This is a genomic window from Streptomyces sp. RK9, assembly GCF_045070545.1.
Taxonomy (GTDB): domain Bacteria; phylum Actinomycetota; class Actinomycetes; order Streptomycetales; family Streptomycetaceae; genus Streptomyces; species Streptomyces alboflavus.
Window position 1 is genome coordinate 2,589,020 of record NZ_CP173704.1, and the last position, 22,545, is coordinate 2,611,564.

General features: G+C 71.2%; 19 protein-coding genes. 7 read left to right on the top strand and 12 right to left on the bottom strand.

The genetic code is table 11. The features are described 5' to 3' along the window. Positions 1-161: 161 nt before the first annotated feature. A complete protein-coding gene (locus AB6L24_RS31790; RefSeq protein WP_405661024.1) occupies positions 162-1,265 on the bottom strand; it encodes a helix-turn-helix transcriptional regulator in 1,104 nt (367 codons plus the stop codon). Position 1,266: 1 nt separating this feature from the next. Then, entirely contained in the window at positions 1,267-2,265 is a 999-nt protein-coding gene (locus AB6L24_RS31795; RefSeq protein ID WP_405661026.1) for a DUF4097 family beta strand repeat-containing protein, read from the bottom strand. A 161-nt stretch (positions 2,266-2,426) separates the two neighbouring features. Here AB6L24_RS31795 and AB6L24_RS31800 point away from each other — a divergent pair, with 161 nt between their 5' ends. Further along, positions 2,427-3,224 (top strand): hypothetical protein, encoded by a 798-nt coding sequence (locus tag AB6L24_RS31800; RefSeq protein ID WP_405661029.1) that lies wholly within the window; start codon positions 2,427-2,429, stop codon positions 3,222-3,224. Between the two features lie 28 nt (positions 3,225-3,252). Here the strand turns inward: AB6L24_RS31800 and AB6L24_RS31805 are convergent, their stop codons facing one another. Then, on the bottom strand, positions 3,253-3,903 hold the full coding sequence (locus AB6L24_RS31805; RefSeq protein WP_405661032.1) for a TetR/AcrR family transcriptional regulator: 651 nt from the start codon (positions 3,901-3,903) through the stop codon (positions 3,253-3,255). A 217-nt stretch (positions 3,904-4,120) separates the two neighbouring features. Here AB6L24_RS31805 and AB6L24_RS31810 point away from each other — a divergent pair, with 217 nt between their 5' ends. After that, positions 4,121-5,056 carry a TIGR03620 family F420-dependent LLM class oxidoreductase gene (locus AB6L24_RS31810; RefSeq protein WP_405661035.1) on the top strand — a complete coding sequence of 312 codons (936 nt, stop codon included), beginning with the start codon at positions 4,121-4,123 and terminating at the stop codon, positions 5,054-5,056. Positions 5,057-5,094: 38 nt separating this feature from the next. On the opposite strand, the gene erm is transcribed toward AB6L24_RS31810, so the two are convergent. The 6 genes from erm to AB6L24_RS31840 all read right to left on the bottom strand — a co-directional run bounded on the left by erm (position 5,095) and on the right by AB6L24_RS31840 (position 13,367). Further along, positions 5,095-5,868: a 23S ribosomal RNA methyltransferase Erm gene (erm, locus tag AB6L24_RS31815; protein WP_405661037.1), complete on the bottom strand. Its 774-nt coding sequence runs from the start codon at positions 5,866-5,868 to the stop codon at positions 5,095-5,097. A gap of 329 nt (positions 5,869-6,197) precedes the next feature. Continuing rightward, positions 6,198-6,380, bottom strand: coding sequence for a DUF6104 family protein (locus AB6L24_RS31820; protein WP_003961784.1), 183 nt, complete (start codon positions 6,378-6,380; stop codon positions 6,198-6,200). A gap of 153 nt (positions 6,381-6,533) precedes the next feature. Beyond that, a complete protein-coding gene (locus AB6L24_RS31825; RefSeq protein ID WP_405661040.1) occupies positions 6,534-10,340 on the bottom strand; it encodes a multifunctional oxoglutarate decarboxylase/oxoglutarate dehydrogenase thiamine pyrophosphate-binding subunit/dihydrolipoyllysine-residue succinyltransferase subunit in 3,807 nt (1,268 codons plus the stop codon). 298 nt (positions 10,341-10,638) lie between these two features. Then, complete coding sequence (locus AB6L24_RS31830; protein ID WP_380835443.1) at positions 10,639-11,688, bottom strand: ATP-binding protein; 1,050 nt, start codon at positions 11,686-11,688, stop codon at positions 10,639-10,641. Between the two features lie 167 nt (positions 11,689-11,855). Beyond that, complete coding sequence (locus tag AB6L24_RS31835) at positions 11,856-12,596, bottom strand: response regulator transcription factor (RefSeq protein WP_016641312.1); 741 nt, start codon at positions 12,594-12,596, stop codon at positions 11,856-11,858. Between the two features lie 66 nt (positions 12,597-12,662). Continuing rightward, positions 12,663-13,367, bottom strand: a complete 705-nt coding sequence (locus AB6L24_RS31840) for a spermidine synthase (protein WP_405661042.1) — start codon at positions 13,365-13,367, stop codon at positions 12,663-12,665. Between the two features lie 196 nt (positions 13,368-13,563). Between AB6L24_RS31840 and AB6L24_RS31845 the strand changes: the two genes are divergently transcribed. The 3 genes from AB6L24_RS31845 to AB6L24_RS31855 all read left to right on the top strand — a co-directional run bounded on the left by AB6L24_RS31845 (position 13,564) and on the right by AB6L24_RS31855 (position 15,643). Continuing rightward, positions 13,564-14,526: a rhomboid-like protein gene (locus AB6L24_RS31845; protein ID WP_405661044.1), complete on the top strand. Its 963-nt coding sequence runs from the start codon at positions 13,564-13,566 to the stop codon at positions 14,524-14,526. A gap of 111 nt (positions 14,527-14,637) precedes the next feature. Next, positions 14,638-15,054, top strand: coding sequence for a PadR family transcriptional regulator (locus AB6L24_RS31850; RefSeq protein ID WP_405661046.1), 417 nt, complete (start codon positions 14,638-14,640; stop codon positions 15,052-15,054). Then, the gene (locus AB6L24_RS31855) at positions 15,032-15,643 is read left to right on the top strand and encodes a hypothetical protein (protein WP_405661048.1); all 612 of its coding nucleotides are present in this window, start codon (positions 15,032-15,034) and stop codon (positions 15,641-15,643) included. The genes AB6L24_RS31850 and AB6L24_RS31855 overlap by 23 nt, the downstream gene beginning before the upstream one ends. A gap of 9 nt (positions 15,644-15,652) precedes the next feature. Here the strand turns inward: AB6L24_RS31855 and AB6L24_RS31860 are convergent, their stop codons facing one another. Then, entirely contained in the window at positions 15,653-16,351 is a 699-nt protein-coding gene (locus AB6L24_RS31860) for a GNAT family N-acetyltransferase (RefSeq protein ID WP_405661050.1), read from the bottom strand. Between the two features lie 179 nt (positions 16,352-16,530). On the opposite strand from AB6L24_RS31860, the gene lon reads away from it, so the two are divergent. Beyond that, positions 16,531-18,948, top strand: a complete 2,418-nt coding sequence (gene lon / locus AB6L24_RS31865) for an endopeptidase La (protein ID WP_405661052.1) — start codon at positions 16,531-16,533, stop codon at positions 18,946-18,948. Between the two features lie 228 nt (positions 18,949-19,176). Here the strand turns inward: lon and AB6L24_RS31870 are convergent, their stop codons facing one another. Beyond that, the gene (locus AB6L24_RS31870; RefSeq protein WP_405661055.1) at positions 19,177-20,016 is read right to left on the bottom strand and encodes a lysozyme; all 840 of its coding nucleotides are present in this window, start codon (positions 20,014-20,016) and stop codon (positions 19,177-19,179) included. 300 nt (positions 20,017-20,316) lie between these two features. Between AB6L24_RS31870 and AB6L24_RS31875 the strand changes: the two genes are divergently transcribed. After that, positions 20,317-20,811, top strand: a complete 495-nt coding sequence (locus AB6L24_RS31875; RefSeq protein WP_405663474.1) for a MarR family winged helix-turn-helix transcriptional regulator — start codon at positions 20,317-20,319, stop codon at positions 20,809-20,811. A gap of 155 nt (positions 20,812-20,966) precedes the next feature. On the opposite strand, the gene AB6L24_RS31880 is transcribed toward AB6L24_RS31875, so the two are convergent. After that, complete coding sequence (locus tag AB6L24_RS31880; protein ID WP_405661056.1) at positions 20,967-22,322, bottom strand: hypothetical protein; 1,356 nt, start codon at positions 22,320-22,322, stop codon at positions 20,967-20,969. Positions 22,323-22,545: the final 223 nt, after the last annotated feature.

Here is a 22,545-nt window from a genome sequence, read left to right on the forward strand (position 1 = left end):
CCCCGACCCTGCCGTGAGGTGAGCGCACCTCACGGCCCCGGGCCTCACGGCCCCGGGCCTCACGGCCCCGGGCCTCACGGCCCCGGGCCTCACGGCCCCGGGCCTCACGGCCCCGGGCCCCGGCCGATGTGCCGGGGCTCCGTGGCCCGGTGGGCGTCGAGTCAGGGCTTGGGGGACTCGGGCGCCTTGGGGGTCCGCAGGGCCACGCCGATGTGGGCCGCTGCCTCCGAGAGGTGGCGGCGAGCCTCGCGGAGCTGTTCCTCGGAGACCCCGCAGTCGCGGGCCGCGTCGCGGATGTCGTCGCGGAAGCGGTCCAGGAGTCGCTCCAGGTCGCGCGCGGGCTCGCCGCTGGACTCCTCGTGGGCCCAGTCCGGGACGTACTCGACGGGCACCTCGTCCCGCTCGACCGTGAACACGGGGCCCGGCTCGGACGTCTTGCCGCCCGAGGCCTTGTCCGACGTCCCGAAACCGAAGTCCTTGCCGAAGTCGACCCCGAAGTCCTTGCCGAACTCCTTCCCGAAGTCGCCGAACTCCTTGGCCAGCTCGGACAGGCCCTCACGGACACCCGTCGGCCAGTCGCCCCGCGCGAAGTGGTCCTGCACCTGCTCCTGCACCCGCCTGGCCATGCGCTGCAGCTCCTCCTGGGCCTCCGCCCGCACCCGCTCCTGTGCGTCCTTCGCCTGTCGACGGGCCCGCTGGGCCTCCTCGCGGGCCCGGCGGCTCTCGTCCTTCGCTCGCCGCGCCTGCTCCTTCCACTCCTGCCGGGCGCGCCGGAACTCCTCCTTCGCCTGGCGCCAGCCGTCGCTGTCCGCCCAGGAGCTGTCGAAGAAGTCCGAGGGGTTCGGGAAGCCCGCGCCCGTGCCGGACTTGCTGCCGGCGCGCGCCTCCTGCGCGGCCGCACGCATCTCCCGCCGCAACTCGCCCGCCGCACCCTGCACGCCGTCGCGGATCTCGGCGGCGAGCCCCGCCACCGACTCACGGATCTCCAGCTCCAGGTCGGCCAGCTCGCCGCTGCGGTCGGCCAGCTCGGCGCGGCCCGCGTCGGTGATCGCGTACACCTTCCTGCCGCCCTCGGTGGTGTGGGTGACCAGGCCTTCCGCCTCGAGCTTGGCCAGGCGGGGGTACACGGTGCCCGCCGAGGGGGCGTACAGCCCTTGGAAGCGCTCCTCGAGGAGGCGGATCACCTCGTAGCCGTGGCGCGGGGCCTCGTCCAGGAGCTTCAGCAGGTACAGGCGCAGGCGGCCGTGGGCGAACACGGGAGGCATCTCAGAGCACCTTCTTGTCGGTCGGGCCGTCGGCGGCGTCCGCCTTCGGGGCATCGGCGGGGGCGTCCGCGTCCGGGCCGCCGCTCGGGGTGGCGGCCGGGGAGGGCGGGGTCGGGAGCGGGGAGTCCGAGGGGGGTGCGTCCCGCGAGGGCTCATCCGCCTTGTACAGATCGTGCTTGTACAGATCTTCCTCCACCGAGGGTTTGCGCAGAAGCGCGATCGAGCCGGAGATCGTCTTCGCCCGCAGCTGGCCGCTGCCCGACCCCAGCCTGCCGGTGAGCTTCTTCGCGCCCCACTGGCCGCTGACCCGGAGGTCGTCGAAGTCGCTGGACACCGAGCCGCTCGCCGTATTGGCCCGCACCTCGGCGTGGGCCGGATGCGGGAGGCGGACCGCTATCTCGCCGGAGATGCTGGTGAGCCCGACATCGGCCGATCCTGTGGCCGGGTCCAGGTCCACGATCATCGCGCCGCTCACGGATTCGGCCCGAACGGAGGACCCGGAGCCGTCGAAGACGGTCAGGTCGCCCGAGATCGAGTCGAACCGCAGGTCACCGGTGACGCCCTGGGCCGCGACGTTGCCGGAGAACGTCTCCGCCCGGACCGGTCCCGTGAGGCCGACGAGGGTCGTGTCGCCCGTGATGCCCCGCACCTCGGTGCGGCCCTCGATTCCGGTGACCACGGCACCCGCGCCGATCGCTCCCACCTCGACACGGGTCCCGGCCGGCACCGCCAGCGAGATCACCGTGTGGCGGCGGGTGCCGTGGGGGTCGAGCCACTCCAGGAAGCCCTTCCACGGCAGGTCGTCGTACGCGACGGACAAGGTGCCGTCGTGCTGCGTCACGGTGAGCGGAGGGCCCGATATCTCGGAGACCTCCAGTCTGGCCGAGTCCTCGTCTGTGCCGACGACATTCACCGTGCCGTTCACCACGCGCACGCGCAGTGTCCTCACGGGCTCCTCGAACGTCAGCTTCCTGGGCTCGGCGACGGACCACTCTGGCATGGTGGCGGACCTCCTTGAGCGGGTCGGACGCGACGCGCCATATCGCGTCTCTGATACACACGATATATCGCGGATACGGAAAGTCAAGACCTATCTCTTCTCCGCGGTCGCCCGCCGTCTGCCTCCGGGCCAGAAATCATGAAATGTCCTAGCGTGGGGCCATGTCATCCGAGCCGACCGGATCCGCGGGCGCGCTGCTGCTCTGCCGGGCCGGAGTGGACGCCGTCGAGACGGTCGCGCAGCTGCTGCGGGAGCGGATGCTGCTCGCGTCCGCGGGGGACGAGTGGAGCGTGCTCGTGCCCGAGGGCAAGCCGTGGCTGCACGGCGACGAGCAGGTCGACCGGGTGCTCACCGGCTGGGCCACCGCTCTCGCCGTCGCCTCACCCGGGCCAGTGCTCGCACTGTGGTGGGACGCCGACCGCTCCGGCTACACGCTCGCGGCGGGCTTCCGGCGGACGGTCGGGTACGTGTGGCTGGCCAATGGCACGCCGGTCGGCGAGGACGAGGCGATGCGGTCGTTCGCCGCGCGCCTGGGCCTGGACCCGGTGCTCGACATGCAGGCCCTGGACGCGCTGGCCAGGCCGGACTCGGCGGCCGACGCGCGCGCCCGGATGCGGGGGCTGCTCGCCGTCCTCACCCGGGCGGGCGTCGACCTGCCACCCGGGCTGAGCCCCGGCGAGCCCGCCGACCGCCTCCGGGAGGTCGCCCGGGTGCTGGACGGCGTCCGCCACGTCGAGTGGTCCGGCTGGCGGGACGCCGTACGGGCGGAGCTCGACGCCGTCGAGAGCGGGCCGCTGTCCCGAGCCCTGGCCGGGGCCCAGCTCGCGGTCGGCATCCCTCTCCTGCTCTGGTCGCCGCGCCGCCGCGGCAGTGGCTGGGCGGTGGCAGGGGCGGTCCTTGTGCTGCACGGGGTGCTGGGGCTCGTCCGTGAGCGGAGGAAGGCCCGGGGCGGGGAGTGATGTGCGGGGCCGTCCGGACAGGGGCGGCTCAGCGGGGCTTCGTCGCGTCGAGGACCAGGCTCAGCAGGCGCCCCGGCTGCTTCGGGTCGCCCGCCGTTGAGGCCTGCTTGTGGGTGGTGGAGAGGGCGACCCCGACGACCAGTTGAAGCAGGTCGGCCGGCGACAGGTCGCGGCGGGCGGCGCCCGAATCCTGGGCCCGCGTCAGCAGCGCGCCTGCCGCGTCGAGGATGCGCTGATGGCAGTCGGAACCCAGCGCGCCGGTCGCTTCCAGCTCCTCCAACATCAGCGCGCCGCCCAACCCCTGGTTCACGCGCGCGTGGTCGAGGAACGCGCGCAGCCACTCCTCCAGTGCGGCCCCCGCAGAGTCGGCCGACAGCAGGTCCTGCGCCCGAGTGCACAGCATGTCGACGCGCTCCTTCAGGACGGCGGCGAGCAGTTCGGGGCGACCGGAGAAATGTCGGTACAGCGTGCCGGGGCCCACGCCCGCGCGGCGGGCGATCTCGTTCAACGACGCCTCCGGGCCCGCCTCGGCGAAGGCCTCCCGCGCGGCGGCGACGATGCGCTCGCGATTGCGGACGGCGTCGGCGCGGGCGGGGCGGCCGGTCGTGGCGGGACCGGCTGCGCGGGTGGCTGCGGAGGCTCGCGCTCGGGGCTGGCGCTGGGGCTGCTGCTGGTTCATCTCTGTGTCCCGGGGTGTCGTTTCCCGAGAGCGGGTGCGATCCAGGAATCCGGGATCCGGGCCGAGGTCGGGACGGTCGAGGGGGGCGGGCAGGAGGGAGGCGGGTGGCGGCGGGCGAGAGGACGGCTGGGAGAGGGCTGGCCTTGCGGAGAGGTTCTCCGTATCGTACTCCGCAAGTAACCGGAGAAGTTCTCCGTTAATGGATGTGGGGTGCGGGATGAGTGACCTCCAAGGAGACGTCGGGCTCGGTCAGGGAGCCGACGGGCCCGGGCGGGCGGGGATCTGGACCTTCGCCTTCGAGGGGCAACCCGCGGGGCGGGTGCGCGAAGCGGCCGCGGAGATCGAGGAGTTGGGGTACGGCGCGATCTGGTACGGGGAGGCGTTCGGGCGTGACACGCACGGGCAGGCGTGGCTGCTGCTGTCCGCCACCCGGCGGATCGTCGTCGCGTCCGGCATCGCCAACATCGCGTACCGGGAACCCCTCGCCATGGCCAATGCCGAGCGGACCCTCGGCGAGGCGTTCCCCGGCCGCTACGTCCTCGGCCTGGGCGGGCACCGGGTCGACGACACCGCCATGGACGTCGACGGCTACAAGGTGCCCGCGCGCGGGCGGGCGGTCGCGACCATGCGGGGCTACCTGGACGCCATGGACGCGGCGCCCGCGTACGGCCCCGTGCCGGACCCCGCCCCGCGCCGCCTCTTGGCCGCGCTCGGGCCGAAGATGCTGGGTCTCGCGGCCGAGCGCACCTGGGGCGCGCATCCGTACTTCGTGCCGGTGGAGCACACCGCGCGGGCCCGGGACATCCTGGGGCCCGAGGCGTTCCTCGGGGTCGAGCAGGCCGTCGTCCTCGAAACGGACCGCGCGCGGGCCCGCGAGGTGGCCACCGAGCACGTCGTCGGCTACCTGCGGGCGCCCCACCAGCTCGCGAGTCTGCGTCGGCTCGGCTTCCAGGAGGAGGCCGACAGCGGTGAGCCGAGCCGACGTCTGGTGGACGCGATCGTCGCCTACGGAGACGTCGACGCCATCCACGCACGCGTGGCGGAGCATTTCGCGGCCGGGGCGGACCACGTCTGCGTCCAGGTCCTGACGGCCGACCCCGGCGAGCTGCCCCTGCGGCAGTGGCGGGAGCTGGCGCCGGTGCTCACCCGCTGACCGGCGCCGAGCCCTCCTGCCGCCACGCCCTCACCCGGCTATCCCCGCCCCCGCATCCCGAACAGCTCCGCCCACTCCTCCACGCCGAGGTCCTTGGGCAGGCGTGCGGGGCTGTGGCCGCCTCGCCGCGCCCACTCCTGGATCCTGTGCCGGGGCAGGTCGGGAGCCGCTGAGGCGAGGATCTGAGGCAGTCCTCGGCCCCGTCCGGTGAACACCCGGCGTACGAACTCCTGGTACTCCTGCCGCCGGCCGGACGCGACCAGGGGCCGCTCCCGACGGGCGATCGTCATCAGGCCGCCGTCGACGTTGGGGCGTGGCCGGAACGCCGCCGCAGGGACGCGGCCTTCGAGGCCGAACGCGTACCAGGGCCACCACTGGGCCGTCATCAGCGTCGCCCCGCCGACCCCGGCGCGACGGCGGGCGACCTCCCACTGGACGAGCAGGACGGCGTCGGTCCAGCCCGTCGAGCGCAGGATGCGGCGCAGCATGGGGGTCGTCTCGTGGAAGGGGAGGTTGCCGACCAGGACGTGCGGTTCCGGCGGGGTGCGGTAGCGCAGGAAGTCGGCCGTGACGATCGTCGTCGAGGGGGCGGCGCGCCGCCGCAGTCGTTCGGCCCGGCGGTGGTCGATCTCGATGCCCGTGAGGCGTCGGCCCAGGCGTTGCAGGGGGAGCGTCAGGGCCCCGTCCCCGGTGCCGATCTCGACGATCGGGCCGTGGGTGCGGCCCACGAGGTCGACGAACGTGCCGATGGTGGAGCGGTCGGTGAGGAAGTTCTGGCCGAACTCATGGCGGCCATGGTGGTGCGTGCGCACAGGTGTCTCCGCGGCTTCGAGGTAAGCCGGGCAGCACGAAGTGCCGCTCGGCGCTTACGCGTGGAAGCGGCGGGGCGTTCCAGAGTGGGATGAGGTCGGCCCGCCGCTAGGCGCGGCGGATCCTTGTGATGGCAGCAGCTGCGAATGCGCACATGGGAGGCAGCGTACGGGGCGGCCGGGGCCTACAGGCAAGTGATTTTTCGCCGAGACCGGAGCGGGCCGTACCGGCAACCCGGCGGAGACGTATCAGCGGCCCTGGAGACGTATCAGCAGCCCCTAGAGATGTACCGGCAGCCCTGGAGGCGTACCGGCACCCCCGGAGATGACGACTACTCGTCCTCGTCCTCGTCGTCCAGGCGCGCGAGCCACGTGGCGAGGCGCTCCACCGGGACCTCGAAGTCCGGGTTGAGGTCCACGAAGGTGCGGAGCTGCTCGGCGAGCCACTCGAAGGTGACCTCCTCCTCGCCGCGCCGCTTCTCCAGCTCCTCGATGCCACGGTCGGTGAAGTACAACTCTTGCTCCTGGTGCGGGCCGGACCCGGGCCGGTGGCCGGGCTGCGTTCCGTTTCATCGTACGGCCGTACGCCGGTGGGCCCGGCCCCAAGTCCCGTACAGGACTCGGAGCCGGGCCCACCCGACGTGCCGAACGGCGGTGACCGCCGCGGACTAGGCCTCGAAGACCTCGTTCAGGAGCTGCTCCTGCTCCTGCTCGTGGCGCTTCTTGGAGCCGACCGCCGGGGACGAGCCGTGCGGCCGCGAGATGCGGCGCAGACGCTCGTCGTGCGGGATGTCGGCGCCGACCGCCAGGTCCAGGTGGTCGATGAGGTTGAGGGCGATGAAGGGCCACGCGCCCTGGTTCGCCGGCTCCTCCTGCGCCCACAGGTACTTCTCGGCGTTCGGGTACTTGGCGATCTCGGCCTGGAGCTCGGCACCCGGCAGCGGGTACAGGCGCTCCAGACGGATGAGGGCCGTGTCCGTGATGCCGCGCTTCTTCCGCTCGGCGTCCAGCTCGTAGTAGAGCTTGCCGGCGCAGAAGACGACCTTGCGGACCGCGTTGACGTCCACCGAGTCGTCGCCGATGACCGGGCGGAAGCCGCCCGTCGTGAACTCCTCCGTCTTGGAGGCCGCGGCCTTGAGGCGCAGCATCCACTTCGGGGTGAAGACCACCAGCGGCTTGTGGTGCGGGTTGTGCACCTGCCACCGCAGGAGGTGGAAGTAGTTCGACGGGAGGGTCGGCATCGCGACCGTCATGTTGTTCTGGGCGCAGAGCTGCAGGAAGCGCTCCGGGCGGGCCGACGAGTGGTCGGGGCCCTGGCCTTCGTAGCCGTGCGGAAGCAGCAGGGTGACGCCGGACGTCTGGCCCCACTTCTGCTCGGCCGACGAGATGAACTCGTCGACGACCGTCTGCGCGCCGTTGACGAAGTCGCCGAACTGCGCCTCCCACATCACGAGGGATTCGGGACGCGCGAGGGAGTAGCCGTACTCGAAGCCCATGGCCGCGTACTCGGAGAGCAGCGAGTCGTAGGCGTTGAAGCGGGCCTGGTCCTCGGAGAGGTACAGCAGCGGCGTGTAGTCGTCGCCCGTGTTGCGGTCGATCAGGACCGCGTGGCGCTGGCCGAACGTGCCGCGGCGGGAGTCCTGGCCCGCCAGGCGCACCGGGGTGCCCTCCAGGAGGAGCGAGCCGATGGCCAGGGTCTCGCCCATGCCCCAGTCGATCGTGCCGTCCTCGACCATGGCCGCGCGGCGCTGCAGCTGGGGCAGCAGACGCGGGTGGACCGTGACGTGGTCGGGGATGTTGACCTGGGACTCGGCGATGCGCTTGACGACCTCCTGGGAGATCGCCGTGTTGACCGCCACCGGGAACTCGGCCTGCGGCTCGGGGACCTCCGCCGGAGCGGGCTGCGAGGTGGCCTCACGGACCTCCGTGAAGACCTTCTCCAGCTGGCCCTGGTAGTCCTGGAGGGCCTGCTCGGCCTCTTCCAGGGTGATGTCGCCGCGGCCGATCAGGGACTCGGTGTACAGCTTGCGCACCGAGCGCTTCTTGTCGATCAGGTCGTACATCAGCGGCTGCGTGAACGCCGGATTGTCGGACTCGTTGTGTCCGCGGCGGCGGTAGCAGATCAGGTCGATGACGACGTCCTTGTTGAACGCCTGGCGGAACTCGAAGGCGAGCCGCGCGACGCGGACGACGGCCTCCGGGTCGTCGCCGTTCACGTGGAAGATCGGCGCTTCGATCATCCGGGCCACGTCCGTGGAGTACATCGACGAACGCGAGGACTCCGGAGCGGCCGTGAAGCCGACCTGGTTGTTGATGACGACGTGGACCGTGCCGCCGGTGCGGTAGCCCCGCAGCTGCGACATGTTCAGGGTCTCCGCGACGACGCCCTGGCCCGCGAAGGCCGCGTCTCCGTGGAGGGCCACCGGCAGGACAGTGAAGTCCGTACCGCCCTTGTTGATGATGTCCTGCTTGGCGCGGGCGATGCCCTCCAGGACCGGGTCGACCGCCTCCAGGTGGGAGGGGTTCGCGGCCAGGGAGACCTTGATCTGCTCGCCGTCCAGGCCCGTGAAGGTGCCCTCGGCGCCCAGGTGGTACTTGACGTCTCCGGAGCCGTGCATCGACTTCGGGTCGAGGTTGCCCTCGAACTCGCGGAAGATCTGGGCGTACGACTTGCCCACGATGTTGGCGAGGACGTTCAGGCGGCCGCGGTGGGCCATGCCGATGACGACCTCGTCCAGGCGGGACTCGGCCGCGCTGTCGATGACCGCGTCCAGGAGCGGGATGACGGACTCGCCGCCCTCCAGGGAGAAGCGCTTCTGGCCGACGTACTTCGTCTGCAGGAAGGTCTCGAAGGCCTCGGCGGCGTTCAGCCGGCGCAGGATGCGCAGCTGCTCCTCGCGCTCCGGCTTGGAGGCGTGCTGGCGCTCGATGCGGTCCTGCAGCCACTTGCGCTGCTTGGGGTCCTGGATGTGCATGAACTCGACGCCGGTGGTGCGGCAGTACGAGTCGCGCAGGACGCCGAGGACGTCGCGCAGCTTCATCATCGACTTGCCGGCGAAGCCGCCGACGGCGAACTCGCGCTCCAGGTCCCAGAGCGTCAGGCCGTGCTCGGTGATGTCCAGGTCGGGGTGCTTGCGCTGCTTGTACTCCAGCGGGTCCGTGTCGGCCATGACGTGGCCGCGGACGCGGTAGGAGTGGATCAGCTCGAAGACCCGGGCGGCCTTGGTGACGTCGTCGTCGTGGCTGGCGTCGATGTCCTTGAGCCAGCGGACCGGCTCGTAGGGGATGCGCAGGGCCTCGAAGATCTCGTCGAAGAAGCCGTTCTCGCCGAGGAGGAGGTTCGCGACGATGCGCAGGAACTCGCCGGACGCCGCACCCTGGATCACGCGGTGGTCGTACGTCGAGGTCAGCGTCATGACCTTGGAGATGCCCAGCTTGTTCAGGGTGTCCTGGGACGTGCCCTGGAACTCCGCCGGGTAGTCCATCGAGCCGACGCCCATGATGACCGACTGGCCGGGCATCAGGCGCGGCACGGAGTGGACCGTGCCGAGGCCGCCGGGGTTGGTCAGGGAGACCGTGACGCCGGTGAAGTCGTCCATGCCGAGCTTGCCGTCGCGGGCGCGCCGGACGATGTCCTCGTAGGCCTGCCAGAACTCGAAGAAGTTCAGGGTTTCGGCCTTCTTGATGCCCGCCACGACCAGCTGGCGGTCGCCGTTGGGCTTCACCAGGTCGATGGCGAGGCCGAAGTTGATGTGCTCCGGCTTGACCAGCGTCGGCTTGCCGTCCTTCTCCGCGAAGGAGTGGTTCATCGACGGCATGGCCTTGATGGCCTGCACCATCGCGTACCCGATGAGGTGCGTGAAGGAGATCTTCCCGCCGCGGGCGCGCTTGAGGTGGTTGTTGATGACGATGCGGTTGTCGAACAGCAGCTTCACCGGGACGGCGCGCACGGACGTGGCCGTGGGCACCTCCAGGGAGGCGTTCATGTTCTTCGCCACGGCTGCGGACGGGCCGCGCAGCGGGACGTACTCGGGACCCGCCTTCTCCTTGGCGTCCGCAGAGTCCGCCGCGGCCTTGGCGGGCTCCGCCTTCGCGGGCGCGGCCTTGGCGGCCGCGGGCTTCGCGGGGGCGGGAGCCGGGGCCTGCGCCGCCGGAGCGGCCGCGGGCTTCGCTGCGGGAGCGGCCGGGGCTGCGGGCTTCGCGGCGGCCGGGGCGGGGGACGTGGTGGACGCGACCCCCGCGGCCGCGTCACCCGCCGGCTTGGCCGGAGCGGCGGCGACGGAGGCGCCCACGCCCGGCTTGTAGTCGGCGAAGAAGTCCCACCAGGCACGGTCGACCGAATTCGGGTCCTGGAGGTACTGCTGATAGATCTCGTCGACGAGCCACTCATTGGGACCGAACGCGGCAGCAGGGTTCTTGCCCTGCGCTTCTTGGTCGGTCGAAGTGCTCGAGTTACTGGGGGACTGTGGCGACACGGCGGCAACCGCCCTCTTCCGCTTCACAAGGTGATGGACAGCGGAAATAAAGGCTACGCCTCCAAGGACGCGCAGTGCAGACCGGGCCGGTCATCCGTCGCGTAAGTCACACCGGGAAGCTGGTTTCGGGGCTGTAAATGGCGGGAAACAAGCGAAGTTCGCCTACGGCAAGGCGCCGCGTGGAGCCCTGGTGGGGACGTCTGTGCACGTCCTGGGTACGTCGACACGCGGCTGCGACCCGTCCGGCGCACCGTGCGCGCGCCCAGAGGTCGCTTCCGCTTCGAACCTTACGTCAACTTCAGTCTTCGGGCAGGCCCGGAAGCGTGACCTGAATTCGGCAGCCCCGAGCCGATTCGGCCACGCCGATGTGCCCGCCGTGCAGATCGACCGCCCAGCGCGCGATCGCGAGCCCGAGGCCGGTGCCGCCGTCGCTGCCCGGCGGGACGCCGACGTGCGCGCCCCGGTTGAAGCGCTCGAAGACGCGGTGCCACTCCGACTCCGGGATGCCGGGCCCCTCGTCGAGGACCTCCAGGTCCAGGGACTCCGGGTGCGGGCCGCGCCGGGCGAGCACCGTCACCCGGCCGTGCGGCGGGCTGTGCTTGACCGCGTTGTCGATGAGGTTGGCGACGACCTGGTGCAGCCGCTCGGCGTCCGCGTGGGCGGTCAGCTCCGGAGGCGACACGTCCAGGTGCAGATGCACGTCCGTACGGGTGTGACTGCCGGAGCCCGACGTCATCCCTTTGCGCGCGGAGGCCACCATGTTGGCCTCCTTCAGGACACCCGACAGATAGGGCCACACTTCGAAGCGCCGCGCCTTGAGCGGTACGACGCCGTTGTCCAGGCGCGACAGGTCGAGCAGTGTCTCCACCAGGCGGCCGAGGCGCTCGGTCTGCTTCAGGGCCGTGCGCATCGTCTCCGGGTCGGCCGCCGAGACACCGTCGACGACGTTCTCCAGGACGGCGCGCAACGCCGCGATGGGCGTGCGCAGCTCGTGCGAGACGTTGGCGACGAGCTCCTTGCGCTGCTGGTCCTGCGCCTCCAGATCGTCCGCCATGCGGTTGATCGTCATCGCCACGTCGCCCAGCTCGTCGCGGCGGTCGGCTCCCTGCACGCGGCGCGTGTAGTCGCCGTGCGAGACCGCGCGGGCCACCGAGTTCATCTCGTCGAGGGGCGCGGTGAGGCTGTGCGCGACGAACTGCGTGATCAGCAGGGTCGCGATCACGGAGAAGACCGTGATGAAGCGGAGCTCGGTCTCCGTCTCCATGGCCACCATCAGCAGCCCGGTGGTGATGAAGACCGAGACGACCACCAGGGTGCCGAGCTTCGTCTTGATGGAGAACGGCCGCACACCCGCGAACGGGCCGTTCAGGCCGATGCTCCCGCCCCGGTCGCAGCGCCACTTCCGGACCGTGCCCCGCTCGGCGTCCGCCGCACCGCCCGGGGTGCCGTGCGCACTGCCCGGGGTACCGCTCAGGGCGCCGCGAGCCGTCCCGCCGGCGGCGCCCGGGTCCGCCGTCATGGCGTCGGGGTCTCCAGGGCGTACCCGACCCCGTGGACCGTACGGATGCGTTCCGCACCGATCTTGCGGCGCAGCGCCTTGATGTGGCTGTCGACGGTGCGGGTGCCGGACGCGTCGGCCCAGTCCCACACCTCGGCGAGCAGTTGCTCGCGCGAGAGCACCGCGCGCGGGGTGTTGGCGAGGCACACCAGGAGGTCGAACTCCGTGGGCGTCAGATGGACGTCCTCGCTGCGCACTCGCACACGCCGCTGCGCGTGGTCGATCTCCAGCTCGCCCAGGCGCAGGATGCCGCTGCGCGGCGTCGTGGCGGCCAGCGCGGCCCGCTCGACCCGGCGCAGCAGGACGTGCACGCGTGCGGCGAGCTCGCGCATCGAGAACGGCTTGGTCATGTAGTCGTCGGCGCCGACGCCGAGCCCGACCAGCATGTCCGTCTCGTCGTCCCGCGCGGTGAGCATCAGCACTGGCACCGGCCGCTGGGCCTGCACGCGCCGGCAGACCTCCAGACCGTCGAATCCCGGCAGCATGATGTCGAGGATCAGCAGATCCGGCTGCCATGCCTGTGCGGTGTCCACCGCCGCCGGGCCGTCCGCCGCCGTTTGCACGACGAAACCCTCGGCGCGCAGCCGGGCGGCGATGGCGTCGACGATCGTCGGGTCGTCCTCGACCACCAGAACCCGGCGCTGGGCGCCCGGCATCGCTGCCGTGGCGCTGTTGTGGGAGGTGTGTGTCTGCTCCATCGCCCCGCCCCTGACGTGATCGCTTGGTGTCCGGTCAGCAGAGTACGGGGCGTGACGGCACCTCGGCTACGCAGCCCTTGTCGCGAGATGAACCACGTCCGGTACGCCCCGGGCAACGGGGATCTCTTCCGTACGTACCTGTTGGAACCCGGCATTCCGTAGAGCGGAGTCGAAAGCGGGTGAGGGCTGCGCGGACCACACGGCGAGGACTCCGCCGGGGTTGAGACGTGCCTGGCAGGCGGCGAGGCCGGCGGGGGAGTAGAGGCTCCCGTTGTCCTCGGTGACGGTCCAGTCGGGGCCGTTGTCGATGTCGAGGCACAGGGCGTCGTAGGTGCCGGAGGGGGCGTTGGCGCCTGCGAATGAGCCATTGACATATGCGATCAGGTCGGTGTGCAGGATCTCCGTGCGCGGGTCCGCGAGCGCCTCCCGGGACAGCTCCGACAGCGGTCCTTCGAGGTGCCAGTCGATGATGGCCCGCTCGCGCTCGACCACGGAAATACGGCCCCAGCGTGGGTCCTTGGCGGCGTGGGCGAGGGAGAAGCCGACGCCCAGGCCGCCGATGAGGACGCTCGGCCGCGGCCGCCCGTCCAGGGCGTCGTACGCCGCGTCGACGAGGAGCCGCTCGGAGCGGCCGTCCGAGGTGTCCATCAGGAACATGCCGTTGGCAATGATCTGCAGCAGGTCTCCGTGGCGGCGCAGCACGACTTCGCCGTAGGGGCCTTCGTGCCGGTCGAGAACCACGGGGGGATCGGGTCGGTACGGGGTGTGCATCGGCCCATTTTGCTGCGGCCTCGCGGGCGTGTGCTGCGGGACGCCGGGGAATGGTGTGAGGTTGCTGTGGGTTCCTGTGAATCGCGCCTCACGTGGCGTCGGTCATAGACAGCAGGGGAAAGATCGGTGAAGCGTGATCCCGTGATCTTTCTGTGATGGAAGATCAGTGAAGCCGTGATGGAAGGAGCGCCTCAGCGTGGACCGGTCTGTGCGGGTTTCGGGCGGGGGCGCCGCCGTGGGTGAGGACGGCGGCGGGGCGGCGACCGAGGGCGCTGTGGGCGCCGGGGGTGCCGTGGGGCTTCCGGTGTCCGTGGGCGCGGAGGCGCTGCTCGGGGCCGCGGGGCTCGTGACGCTGGACGCGGTGCCTAGCCAGGCCAGTGGGTCGGGTCGGGTGGGCGGGGCGGATCGGGCGAGTGGGGTGGACGGGACGAGTGGGGCGGGCCTTGTCGCCGGGCCGGTGCCGGGGGTGCCCGACGAGGCGGTCCGGGGTGTGAGCGCCGGGGCGTGCGCGGTGCGGGCGAGGCTTCGGGGGCTGCGCGGGCTGCGGCCCTGGCGGCTGCTGCCGACGCCGACCGGCACGCCCTTCACCTTCGGATACGCCGTCGTCCTCCTCCTGACCTCGCTCTTCGCCGAGTACGGCGACCCCTCCCTCATCTCCTCCCTGCATCAGGGTTCGAGCACGGACGTGGCGCACCTCGCGGACCGGCCGATGTTCGTCCTGGTCGCCAGCGCGCTGTGGATCGCGGGCGGGATCACGTCGCCGTACGCCATCGTGTTCCTGCTGGTCCTCACCGCGCTGGAGCGCCGCGTGGGCGGACTGCGCACCGCCGGCGTCTTCCTGCTCGGGCACGCCGTCGCCACACTGGCCACCGAGGTCCCCGTCGGGCTCTCGGTCCTGGCGGGCCACCTGCCCAGCAGCTCCGTCTACCGCCTGGACTACGGCATCAGCTTCGGCGTCGCCGCCAGCGTCGGCGCGCTCGCCGGGCTTCTCACGCCGTGGCTGCGCTGGGCCGTCCTCGCGGGGTTCGGCTGGATGCTGGTCCAGGACCTCATTGCCTTCACGGACCCGATGACCAACTGGGGCCACCTGCTCGCGCTGGTCGTGGGGGTCGCGACATGGCCGCTGCTGCGGGGGCACGGGCGGGACGTTTCCGCTTAGCCCCCGTCCGGCCCGTCGCTGGGCCGGCTTCTCTGCCGTCATGTACGTGGAGTGACGACCTCCGGATAAATGTCTTGCGGTGCAAGGTACTTCGCGACTATCTTGTACCGCATGACAAAGGAACTGTCCGCGATGCACGACCAGCGTCGCAGTCAGTTGCTGCGCGGGGTGCTCGACCTGTGCCTGCTCGCGCTCATCGGCGAACAACCCCGGTACGGGTACGAGTTCGTGGAGGCCCTCACCGAGAGCGGCCTCGACCTGGTGAGCGAGGGCAGCATCTATCCCTTGCTCGCCCGGATGGAGAGAGCGGGGCTGGTCGACTCCTACCGCGCCCCGTCCGCAGCGGGCGGGGCGCCGCGCAAGTACTACCGCCTCACGGACGCGGGCACGGCCGAGCTGGCCGCGGGCCGCGCCACCTGGGGCACCTTCACGGTGGCCGTCTCCAGGACCTTGGAAGGTCAGGGCGGCGCACAGAACAGCGACACGGGGGACACGGGGGCACGGCATGACACAGCAGACGACCAGTGAGACGACCGAGAGCATGCCCGGCGAGGCGGAGCGCGCCCGCGTGCTGGCGGTCTGCCGGAGCAACTGGGAGTACAGAGGCATCGACGACGCCTCCGTGCGCGAGATGCTGGCCGAGCTCTCCGAGCACCTGGAGGAGGCCGCGTCGGCGGGCCGCTCCCCGAAGGACGTGGTGGGCCCGGACGTGCCGGGCTTCGCCGCCTCCTGGGCCCGGGCGCGCACGCCCCTGCGCCTGCGGGCGCTGCGGATGGCCGCACTGATCCCGTTCGCCCTCGGTGTACTGCTGCTCCTCACGCATCTGATCGACCGGACCCTCGCGCTGCCCGTCGAGGCCCCGCGCATAGCGTTCTACGCCGTGATAATCGCGGTCGGCGTCACGCTGGAGCTGCGGCGGGGAAGCCTCGGTTTCCTGAGGTGGCTGCTGGTCGGACTGATAGGCATCGGGATCGCGCAGCTCACCACCTGGCTCGTGGGCGACGGCACGCTCTTCCGGCTGCCCCTGTGGGCGACGCTGCTCCTGATGCTGCCCGGGCTGCCCTATGTCCACGGGGACATGCGCGCGAGGAAGGCCGCAGCCGCGGCGGCCGAGTAGCCGGGGCGCTCAGGCCTCCTCCGGTCCCTTCCGGCGCGCGCTAGTCAGGCCGGCGACCACCCGCCACCCCAACGACTCGTAGAGGGCGCGCCCTTCCGGAGTCCCGGCCAGCACGCCGATCTCCGCGCCTTCGTCGACGGCGGCGACCGCGAGGGTGCGCATGACCAGGCTGCCCAGGCCCTTGCGGCGGTGCTGCGGGGACGTCTCGATCTGGTCGGCGACGGCTGTGCGGCCGGTCGGGGCGATCTGGCCGCGTGCCGCCCAGTGGCCGTCCGCGGTGGTGACCATCGCGCGGAAGACGCCGCCCCGCGACCAAGTGCGGAGCCGGTAGCCGTCCGGGACGACCAGGTGGTTCGGGGGGACCGGGGCGAGCGGCACGGTCATCAGGTAGCCGTCCTCGGGGTCGACCCACCACTCGGGGCCGAGCCAGGGTGCGACGCGGCCCGGGAAGTCGAAGACCTTCAGCCAGACGTCGGCGCCGGTCACCGACGAGGCCACCTTGCGTACGTCCGCCTCCTGGACGTCCGCGCCGGTGGCGCCGAGGACATGTCGGTACGGATGCTTGATCTGGCCGACGTCGATCGTGAAGCCCCAGGGCTCCACGCCCGGCGGGGCGGCGCCGCGCGAGACGCCCCAGCCGTCGATCCAGGCCCGGACGGCGTCGCGGCCCGCGAGGGGGGCTCCCTCTGCTCCCTTTATCCCGTGCATGGGGCACCCCTTCAGATGACGATCGACATGTAATGGCTGCTAGTGCTGAGAGAACCTTACGTAGGGAGATTTCGGCGGGGACAGGGGTGATCGCTGACAGCGAACAAGTCCGGGGGAACATTCAGAGGCTCACAAGCATTGAGTCGGTATAGCTCAACTTGAATGCCGAAGGGGAGATCATGGCTGCTGAGTCCACGTCGTACACATCGCTCGCTCTGCCCGTGCTGCCGCTCGATGACGAGATCGTGCTGCCCGGCATGGTGGTGCCGTTCGACCTGTCCGATGCCGAAGTACGAGCCGCGGTGGAGGCCGCGCAGGCCGCCGCGCGGTCCAGTGGAAGCAGTAGCAAGCCGAAGGTGCTGCTTGTTCCGCGGATCGACGGGACGTACGCGGGCATGGGCGTGCTCGGGACGGTCGAGCAGGTCGGCCGGCTCGCGGACGGGGATCCGGGGGCGCTGATCCGCGCTCGTGGGCGGGTGCGCATCGGTGCGGGCACGACCGGTCCCGGCGCGGCGCTGTGGGTGGAGGGCGCGCGGGTGGACGAGACCGTGCCGGACCCGCTGCCCGGCGCCACCGCCGAGCTGGTCAAGGAGTACAAGGCGCTGGCGACGAGCTGGCTGAAGAAGCGCGGGGCCTGGCAGGTGGTCGACCGCGTGCAGCAGATCGACGACGTGTCGGCGCTCGCGGACAACTCCGGTTACTCCCCGTTCCTCACGACCGAGCAGAAGATCCAGCTCCTGGAGACCGAGGACCCGACGGCGCGCCTGAAGCTGGCCACCGAGCAGCTGCGGGAGCACCTGGCCGAGCAGGACGTGGCCGAGTCCATCGCCAAGGACGTCCAGGAGGGTGTGGACAAGCAGCAGCGCGAGTTCCTGCTGCGGCGCCAGCTGGAGGCGGTGCGCAAGGAGCTGCGCGAGCTGGACGGCAAGGAGGGCGAGGAGGAGTCCGACGACTACCGCGCCCGGGTCGAGGCCGCCGACCTGCCGGAGAACGTCCGGGAAGCGGCGCTGAAGGAAGTCGAGAAGCTGGAGCGCGCGAGCGACCAGTCGCCCGAGGGCTCCTGGATCCGCACGTGGCTCGACACGGTCCTGGAACTGCCGTGGAACGAGCGCACCGAGGACGAGTACGACATCAAGGGCGCCCAGGAGATCCTCGACGCGGAGCACGCGGGACTGCAGGACGTGAAGGAGCGCATCACCGAGTACCTGGCGGTGCGCAAGCGGCGCTCGGACCGGGGCATGGGTGTCGTGGGCGGACGGCGCGGTGGCGCGGTCCTGGCCCTCGTCGGCCCGCCCGGAGTCGGCAAGACCTCGCTCGGGGAGTCCGTGGCGCACGCCATGGGACGCAAGTTCGTGCGGGTCGCGCTCGGCGGTGTGCGGGACGAGGCGGAGATCCGCGGGCACCGGCGTACGTACGTGGGCGCGCTGCCCGGGCGGATCGTGCGGGCCATCAAGGAGGCCGGGTCCATGAACCCGGTGGTGCTGCTCGACGAGATCGACAAGGTCGGCTCGGACTTCCGGGGCGACCCGGCGGCCGCGCTCCTCGAAGTGCTCGACCCGGCGCAGAACCACACCTTCCGCGACCACTACCTGGAGGTCGAGCTCGACCTGAGCGACGTGGTGTTCCTGGCGACGGCCAACGTCCTCGAAGCCATCCCGGAGGCGCTGCTCGACCGCATGGAGCTGGTCAGGCTCGACGGGTACACGGAGGACGAGAAGGTCGTCATCGCCCGGGACCACCTGCTGCCGCGACAGCTGGAGCGGGCCGGGCTCGGCGACGGCGAGGTGACGATCGACGAGGGTGCGCTGCGCAAGCTGGCGGGGGAGTACACGCGCGAGGCGGGCGTGCGCAATCTGGAGCGTTCCGTCGCCCGGCTGCTCCGCAAGGTCGCGGCGCAGCACGAACTGGGCGAGCGGGAGCTGCCGTTCACCGTCGGCGCGGACGAGCTGCGCGGTCTTATCGGGCGGCCGCACCACGTGCCGGAGTCCGCGCAGGACCCGGCCGAGCGGCGGACCGCGGTGCCCGGTGTGGCTACGGGGCTCGCGGTCACCGGAGCCGGCGGTGACGTGCTGTTCGTGGAGGCGTCGCTGGCCGACCCGGAGACGGGTGCGGCGGGGCTGACGCTCACCGGACAGCTCGGTGACGTGATGAAGGAGTCCGCGCAGATCGCGCTGTCCTTCCTGCGCTCGCGCGGCGCCGAGCTGGAGCTGCCCGTGGGCGACCTGAAGGAGCGGGGCGTGCACATCCACTTCCCGGCGGGCGCCGTGCCGAAGGACGGGCCGAGCGCGGGCGTCACGATGACGACGGCACTCGCGTCGCTGCTCAGCGGCCGCCTGGTCCGTACGGACGTGGCGATGACCGGTGAGGTGTCGCTGACCGGGCGGGTGCTGCCCATCGGCGGTGTGAAGCAGAAGCTGCTCGCCGCGCACCGGGCCGGGATCACCACCGTCGTGATCCCCAAGCGGAACGAGCCGGATCTGGACGACGTCCCGGCCGAGGTCCTGGAGAAGCTGGACGTGCACGCGGTGACGGACGTCCGCCAGGTCCTGGAGCTGGCGCTCGCGCCGGCCGAGGTGCGGGTTCCGGCGGCGGCGTGACACGGCTTCCCGTCGCGGCGTGACGGGCGCGGCGGGGAAGGGCGGGGCCCGGACCCCAGGAAGGTCCGGGCCCCGCCGCTCACCCGTACGGCGTCTGCTGCCTGGTGGGCGGCGCGCGCCTGTCGGGTGGGAGTGGGCACGCGGCAGGGGTGCCCGGTGGGTGGGAGTGGGCACGCGGGAGGCGTGCCCGTGGGCGGTGAGGTGCTTGTGGGTGGGAGAGGGGCCCGGTCAGCCGTTGGCCAGGGCCTGCACCCTGTCGTAGGCGCCGTTGAACTTGTTGTGGTCGCCGACGATGGGACCGGTCGAGGTGTACTGCCACATGGTGTGGAAGCCCCAGCCGGCCGGGAGTTCGCCGGGGCTGGTGTTGTAGCGGGCGATCCACAGCGGGTTGGTGCTGCCGAAGCCGCCGTAGTTGCCGGTGCACTGCTTCCACCAGCTGGTGGCGGTGTAGATGACGGCGTCGCGGCCGGTGCGCGCCTTGTAGGTGTTGAGGAAGTCGCGGATCCAGGCGACCATCGCGGACGGGGACTTGCCGAAGCAGGCCGCGCCGTAGGGGTTCCACTCGATGTCGAGGGCGCCCGGCAGGGTCTTGCCGTCGCGGGACCAGCCGCCGCCGTTGCTCGCGAAGTAGTTGGCCTGGGCGGCGCCGCTCGAGGTGTCGGGGGTGGCGAAGTGGTAGGCGCCGCGGATCATGCCGACGTTGTAGGAGCCGTTGTACTGCTGGGCGAAGTACGGGTTCTTGTAGGACGTGGACTCCGTCGCCTTGACGTAGGCCCACCGCACGCCGCTGTTCCACAGGGCCTGCCAGTTGACGTTGCCCTGGTGGCTGCTGACGTCGACGCCCTCGGTCTGGACGGCGTCGCCGCCGCTGGGCCGGCCGCCCTGGCCGTCGTGTTCCAGGACGCCCATGCCCATGCGGGCGGAGCCGCGCGGCGGGAGGTCGTCACCGTCGGCGGCGGACGCGGCGCCGGGCAGGGTGATGAGGAGGGACAGGGCGGAGAGGACGGCGAGGAGAATGCCGGCCGCGGGGTGGGCGCGGCGGGCGGTACCAGGTCTGTGCACGGGCATGGCGTGCCTCCGAATGGCCTCGTGGAGTCGCGTGCGCAGGCGCGCCGTTTCCGTACGTGGGGTTCACGGTTCCCACGTCGTACGGAGGGCGTGCGGTGGGTACGGGACTCGGTGGGGGGACCTGTCGACATGTCGCTGGTGTGAACATGTCATCAATGACGCTACGCACGTAGACCCCGAAGGGGAAGAGGCACTCGCGCCCGCCGTTGGTCTACGCCTGCGAAATACTGGTCGAGCTGCGGCGATGGCCGTGGTCGGCGGAAACTTTCAGGATCGGAAAAGTGTGGCATGGGTGCTGACATGCGCGAGGGCGCGGGCCGCGGCGAGGGCGCCGGGGTGGACCGGGCCGGGTCCGGCGGTGGGGTGGACCACGAATTTCTGGCCCTGGAGCGGGAGTTGACGCTGCTGCTTCGCCGGGCGCGGGCCTCGTCCGGGGAGATGGCCCGGCAGGTGCATCCGGACCTGGAGCCGGCCGCGTACGGGCTGCTGGCGTTCCTGGACGAGTCGGGGCCGCGCCGGGCCACCGATCTCGCCGCGTTCATCGGGGTCGGCAAGGCGACGATGAGCAGGCAGCTGCGGGGGCTCGAGCAGTTGGGCCTTGTCGCGCGTGAGCCAGACCCCGCCGATGGCAGGGCCTGGCTCGTGCGGCTCACGGAGGAAGGGCGTGAGCGGTTCTGGACGGTTCGGGGGGCCCGGCGGGAGCGGTACGTTCGGCAGCTCGCCGGGTGGGATCGGGGGGAGGTGGCCGAGCTTGCGCGGCTGCTGGGCAAACTCAATTCTGGCGCGGAGGCCTAGGGCGGGGGTATGCCGCCCGCTTCGCGGCGGATTTCTCCCACCCGCTCCACCCGTTTACCCCGCGCCGGATGGTGGGCGTTGCGCCCGGTACGCCCGCATTGATGTTCTTGCTGCGCTGCAGGTGCGTTCGGGGGTACTTCTTTCCCGAACGAGTGTTACTTCTTTCCGAACACCACCGCCAGCGGCTGCGGTGTCTTGTACACCGTCGACGGTTCCGTCACGTGGTCCGCGCCCAGGTAGAGGCGGCCGCCCGCGTAGAGGGCGCGGCGGTCGGACTCGAAGCGGGACTCCATCTCGTAGCTGTCCGACGGGTTCTGGAGGATCTGACGCGCCTTGAGGGTGCCGGGGTCGGCCTGCCAGACGCCGCCGCCCTCCTCGCGGGCGATGTTCGCCTCCTGGTACGCGATGACCTTGCCGGAGTCGTCGAGGCCGATCGGCACCAGCCGGCCCGAGTCCGAGCCGGGCGTCCGGTGCAGCTGCTTACCGGTCTTCAGGTCGAAGGACACCAGGTCGTTCCTGGCCTCGGACGAACTGCTCGCGGGGTCCGAAGTGCCCAGGTACAGCGCGTTCTTCTCCTTGCTGACCGCCAGCTGGGCGCAGCCCGTGACCTCGGTCGCCGGGCAGTCGGCCTCGTACTTGCCGTGCTTGCCGCCGCCCGCGGGGATCGTGCTCAGCTCCTCGCCCCGCGCGGCGCTGTCGTCGACGGTGATGAACCGCGAGATCCCGGAGCCGCCCTGCGACTTGCCGTCGTCGGCGGCGAGCACCAGCGGGTCGACGGCGACCACATGGACGTACTCCGTGCCCTGCGGCAGCTTGTACGTGGACTTCGGTGCGCGTGTCGCCGGGTCGACCGTCTCCACCTGGAGCTTGGGGGCGTCGGTGTCGCCGCAGTCGCGGACCACGATCAGCTTGGTGTCGTCGCCCGCGTGGCCGACCGTGTCGCAGGTCTCGTCGGACGGCTTCCACAGGGGGGTGCCGTCGAGCTTCCAGCCCGCGCTCGCGCTGGTGCCCGCCGCGGCGACCGTGCCGCCTCCGACCGCGATCTCGTCGAACATCTCGGCGCTGCCGTATTCATTCACGGCCTGCTTGTGCCAGAGCAGCTTTCCCTTGTCGATGTCGACGACGCCGATCTCCGTGCAGACGGACGGGTCCTTCTTGTCGTTCTGGAAGACGACGGCGACCTTTCCGTCCTTGGTGGGCGTCTGGGACGACCAGCAGACCTCGCCGGTGAGCGGGACCTCCCACTCGGCCTTTCCGCCTGCCAGTGGGTAGCCGGATATCTTCTTGAGGCCGGCCTTGACGAAATTCTTGTCCGTCGTCCACATGCCCATGGCACCGGCCATCTCGCCGACCTTCGGCTGTGCCACCTCGGCGAGCACCTTCGCCTCGGCCCCGGCCGAGCCCGAACCGCCCTCCTTGCTGTCGCCGCCGTCGTCGTCCGAACCACAGCCGCTGAGCACCAGCGCGGCCGCGAGTACCGAACCCGCGATGACCGCCATGCGCCGGGACATTCAATTCTCCTTCGTGCGCGGGCACATGACCGGATGTGGCCATGCGTTCCCCATGCCCGCTGATCCTTCCCTGTCGCGGAATGGAATTTCAACAGGCAATTCCTGATCTCTGCTTCAGTTGAAATGTTCCGGAGATCAGTTCGCCGCGGCTGCGGGAATTGGTGAATTGAATTGTTCTGCTATTTGTCCCGGCCGGTGGGTGCCGAAACGCCCGCGGCGCCAC

Coding starts and splice junctions, on each gene's coding strand:
- AB6L24_RS31870 (WP_405661055.1), bottom strand. CDS start 20,016: ATGCCCGTGCACAGACCTGGTACCGCCCGCCGCGCCCACCCCGCGGCC.
- AB6L24_RS31880 (WP_405661056.1), bottom strand. CDS start 22,322: ATGTCCCGGCGCATGGCGGTCATCGCGGGTTCGGTACTCGCGGCCGCG.
- AB6L24_RS31790 (WP_405661024.1), bottom strand. CDS start 1,265: ATGCCTCCCGTGTTCGCCCACGGCCGCCTGCGCCTGTACCTGCTGAAG.
- AB6L24_RS31875 (WP_405663474.1), top strand. CDS start 20,317: ATGCGCGAGGGCGCGGGCCGCGGCGAGGGCGCCGGGGTGGACCGGGCC.
- AB6L24_RS31855 (WP_405661048.1), top strand. CDS start 15,032: ATGACACAGCAGACGACCAGTGAGACGACCGAGAGCATGCCCGGCGAG.
- lon (WP_405661052.1), top strand. CDS start 16,531: ATGGCTGCTGAGTCCACGTCGTACACATCGCTCGCTCTGCCCGTGCTG.
- AB6L24_RS31795 (WP_405661026.1), bottom strand. CDS start 2,265: ATGCCAGAGTGGTCCGTCGCCGAGCCCAGGAAGCTGACGTTCGAGGAG.
- AB6L24_RS31860 (WP_405661050.1), bottom strand. CDS start 16,351: ATGCACGGGATAAAGGGAGCAGAGGGAGCCCCCCTCGCGGGCCGCGAC.
- AB6L24_RS31850 (WP_405661046.1), top strand. CDS start 14,638: ATGACAAAGGAACTGTCCGCGATGCACGACCAGCGTCGCAGTCAGTTG.
- AB6L24_RS31840 (WP_405661042.1), bottom strand. CDS start 13,367: ATGCACACCCCGTACCGACCCGATCCCCCCGTGGTTCTCGACCGGCAC.
- AB6L24_RS31835 (WP_016641312.1), bottom strand. CDS start 12,596: ATGGAGCAGACACACACCTCCCACAACAGCGCCACGGCAGCGATGCCG.
- AB6L24_RS31805 (WP_405661032.1), bottom strand. CDS start 3,903: ATGAACCAGCAGCAGCCCCAGCGCCAGCCCCGAGCGCGAGCCTCCGCA.
- AB6L24_RS31810 (WP_405661035.1), top strand. CDS start 4,121: ATGAGTGACCTCCAAGGAGACGTCGGGCTCGGTCAGGGAGCCGACGGG.
- AB6L24_RS31800 (WP_405661029.1), top strand. CDS start 2,427: ATGTCATCCGAGCCGACCGGATCCGCGGGCGCGCTGCTGCTCTGCCGG.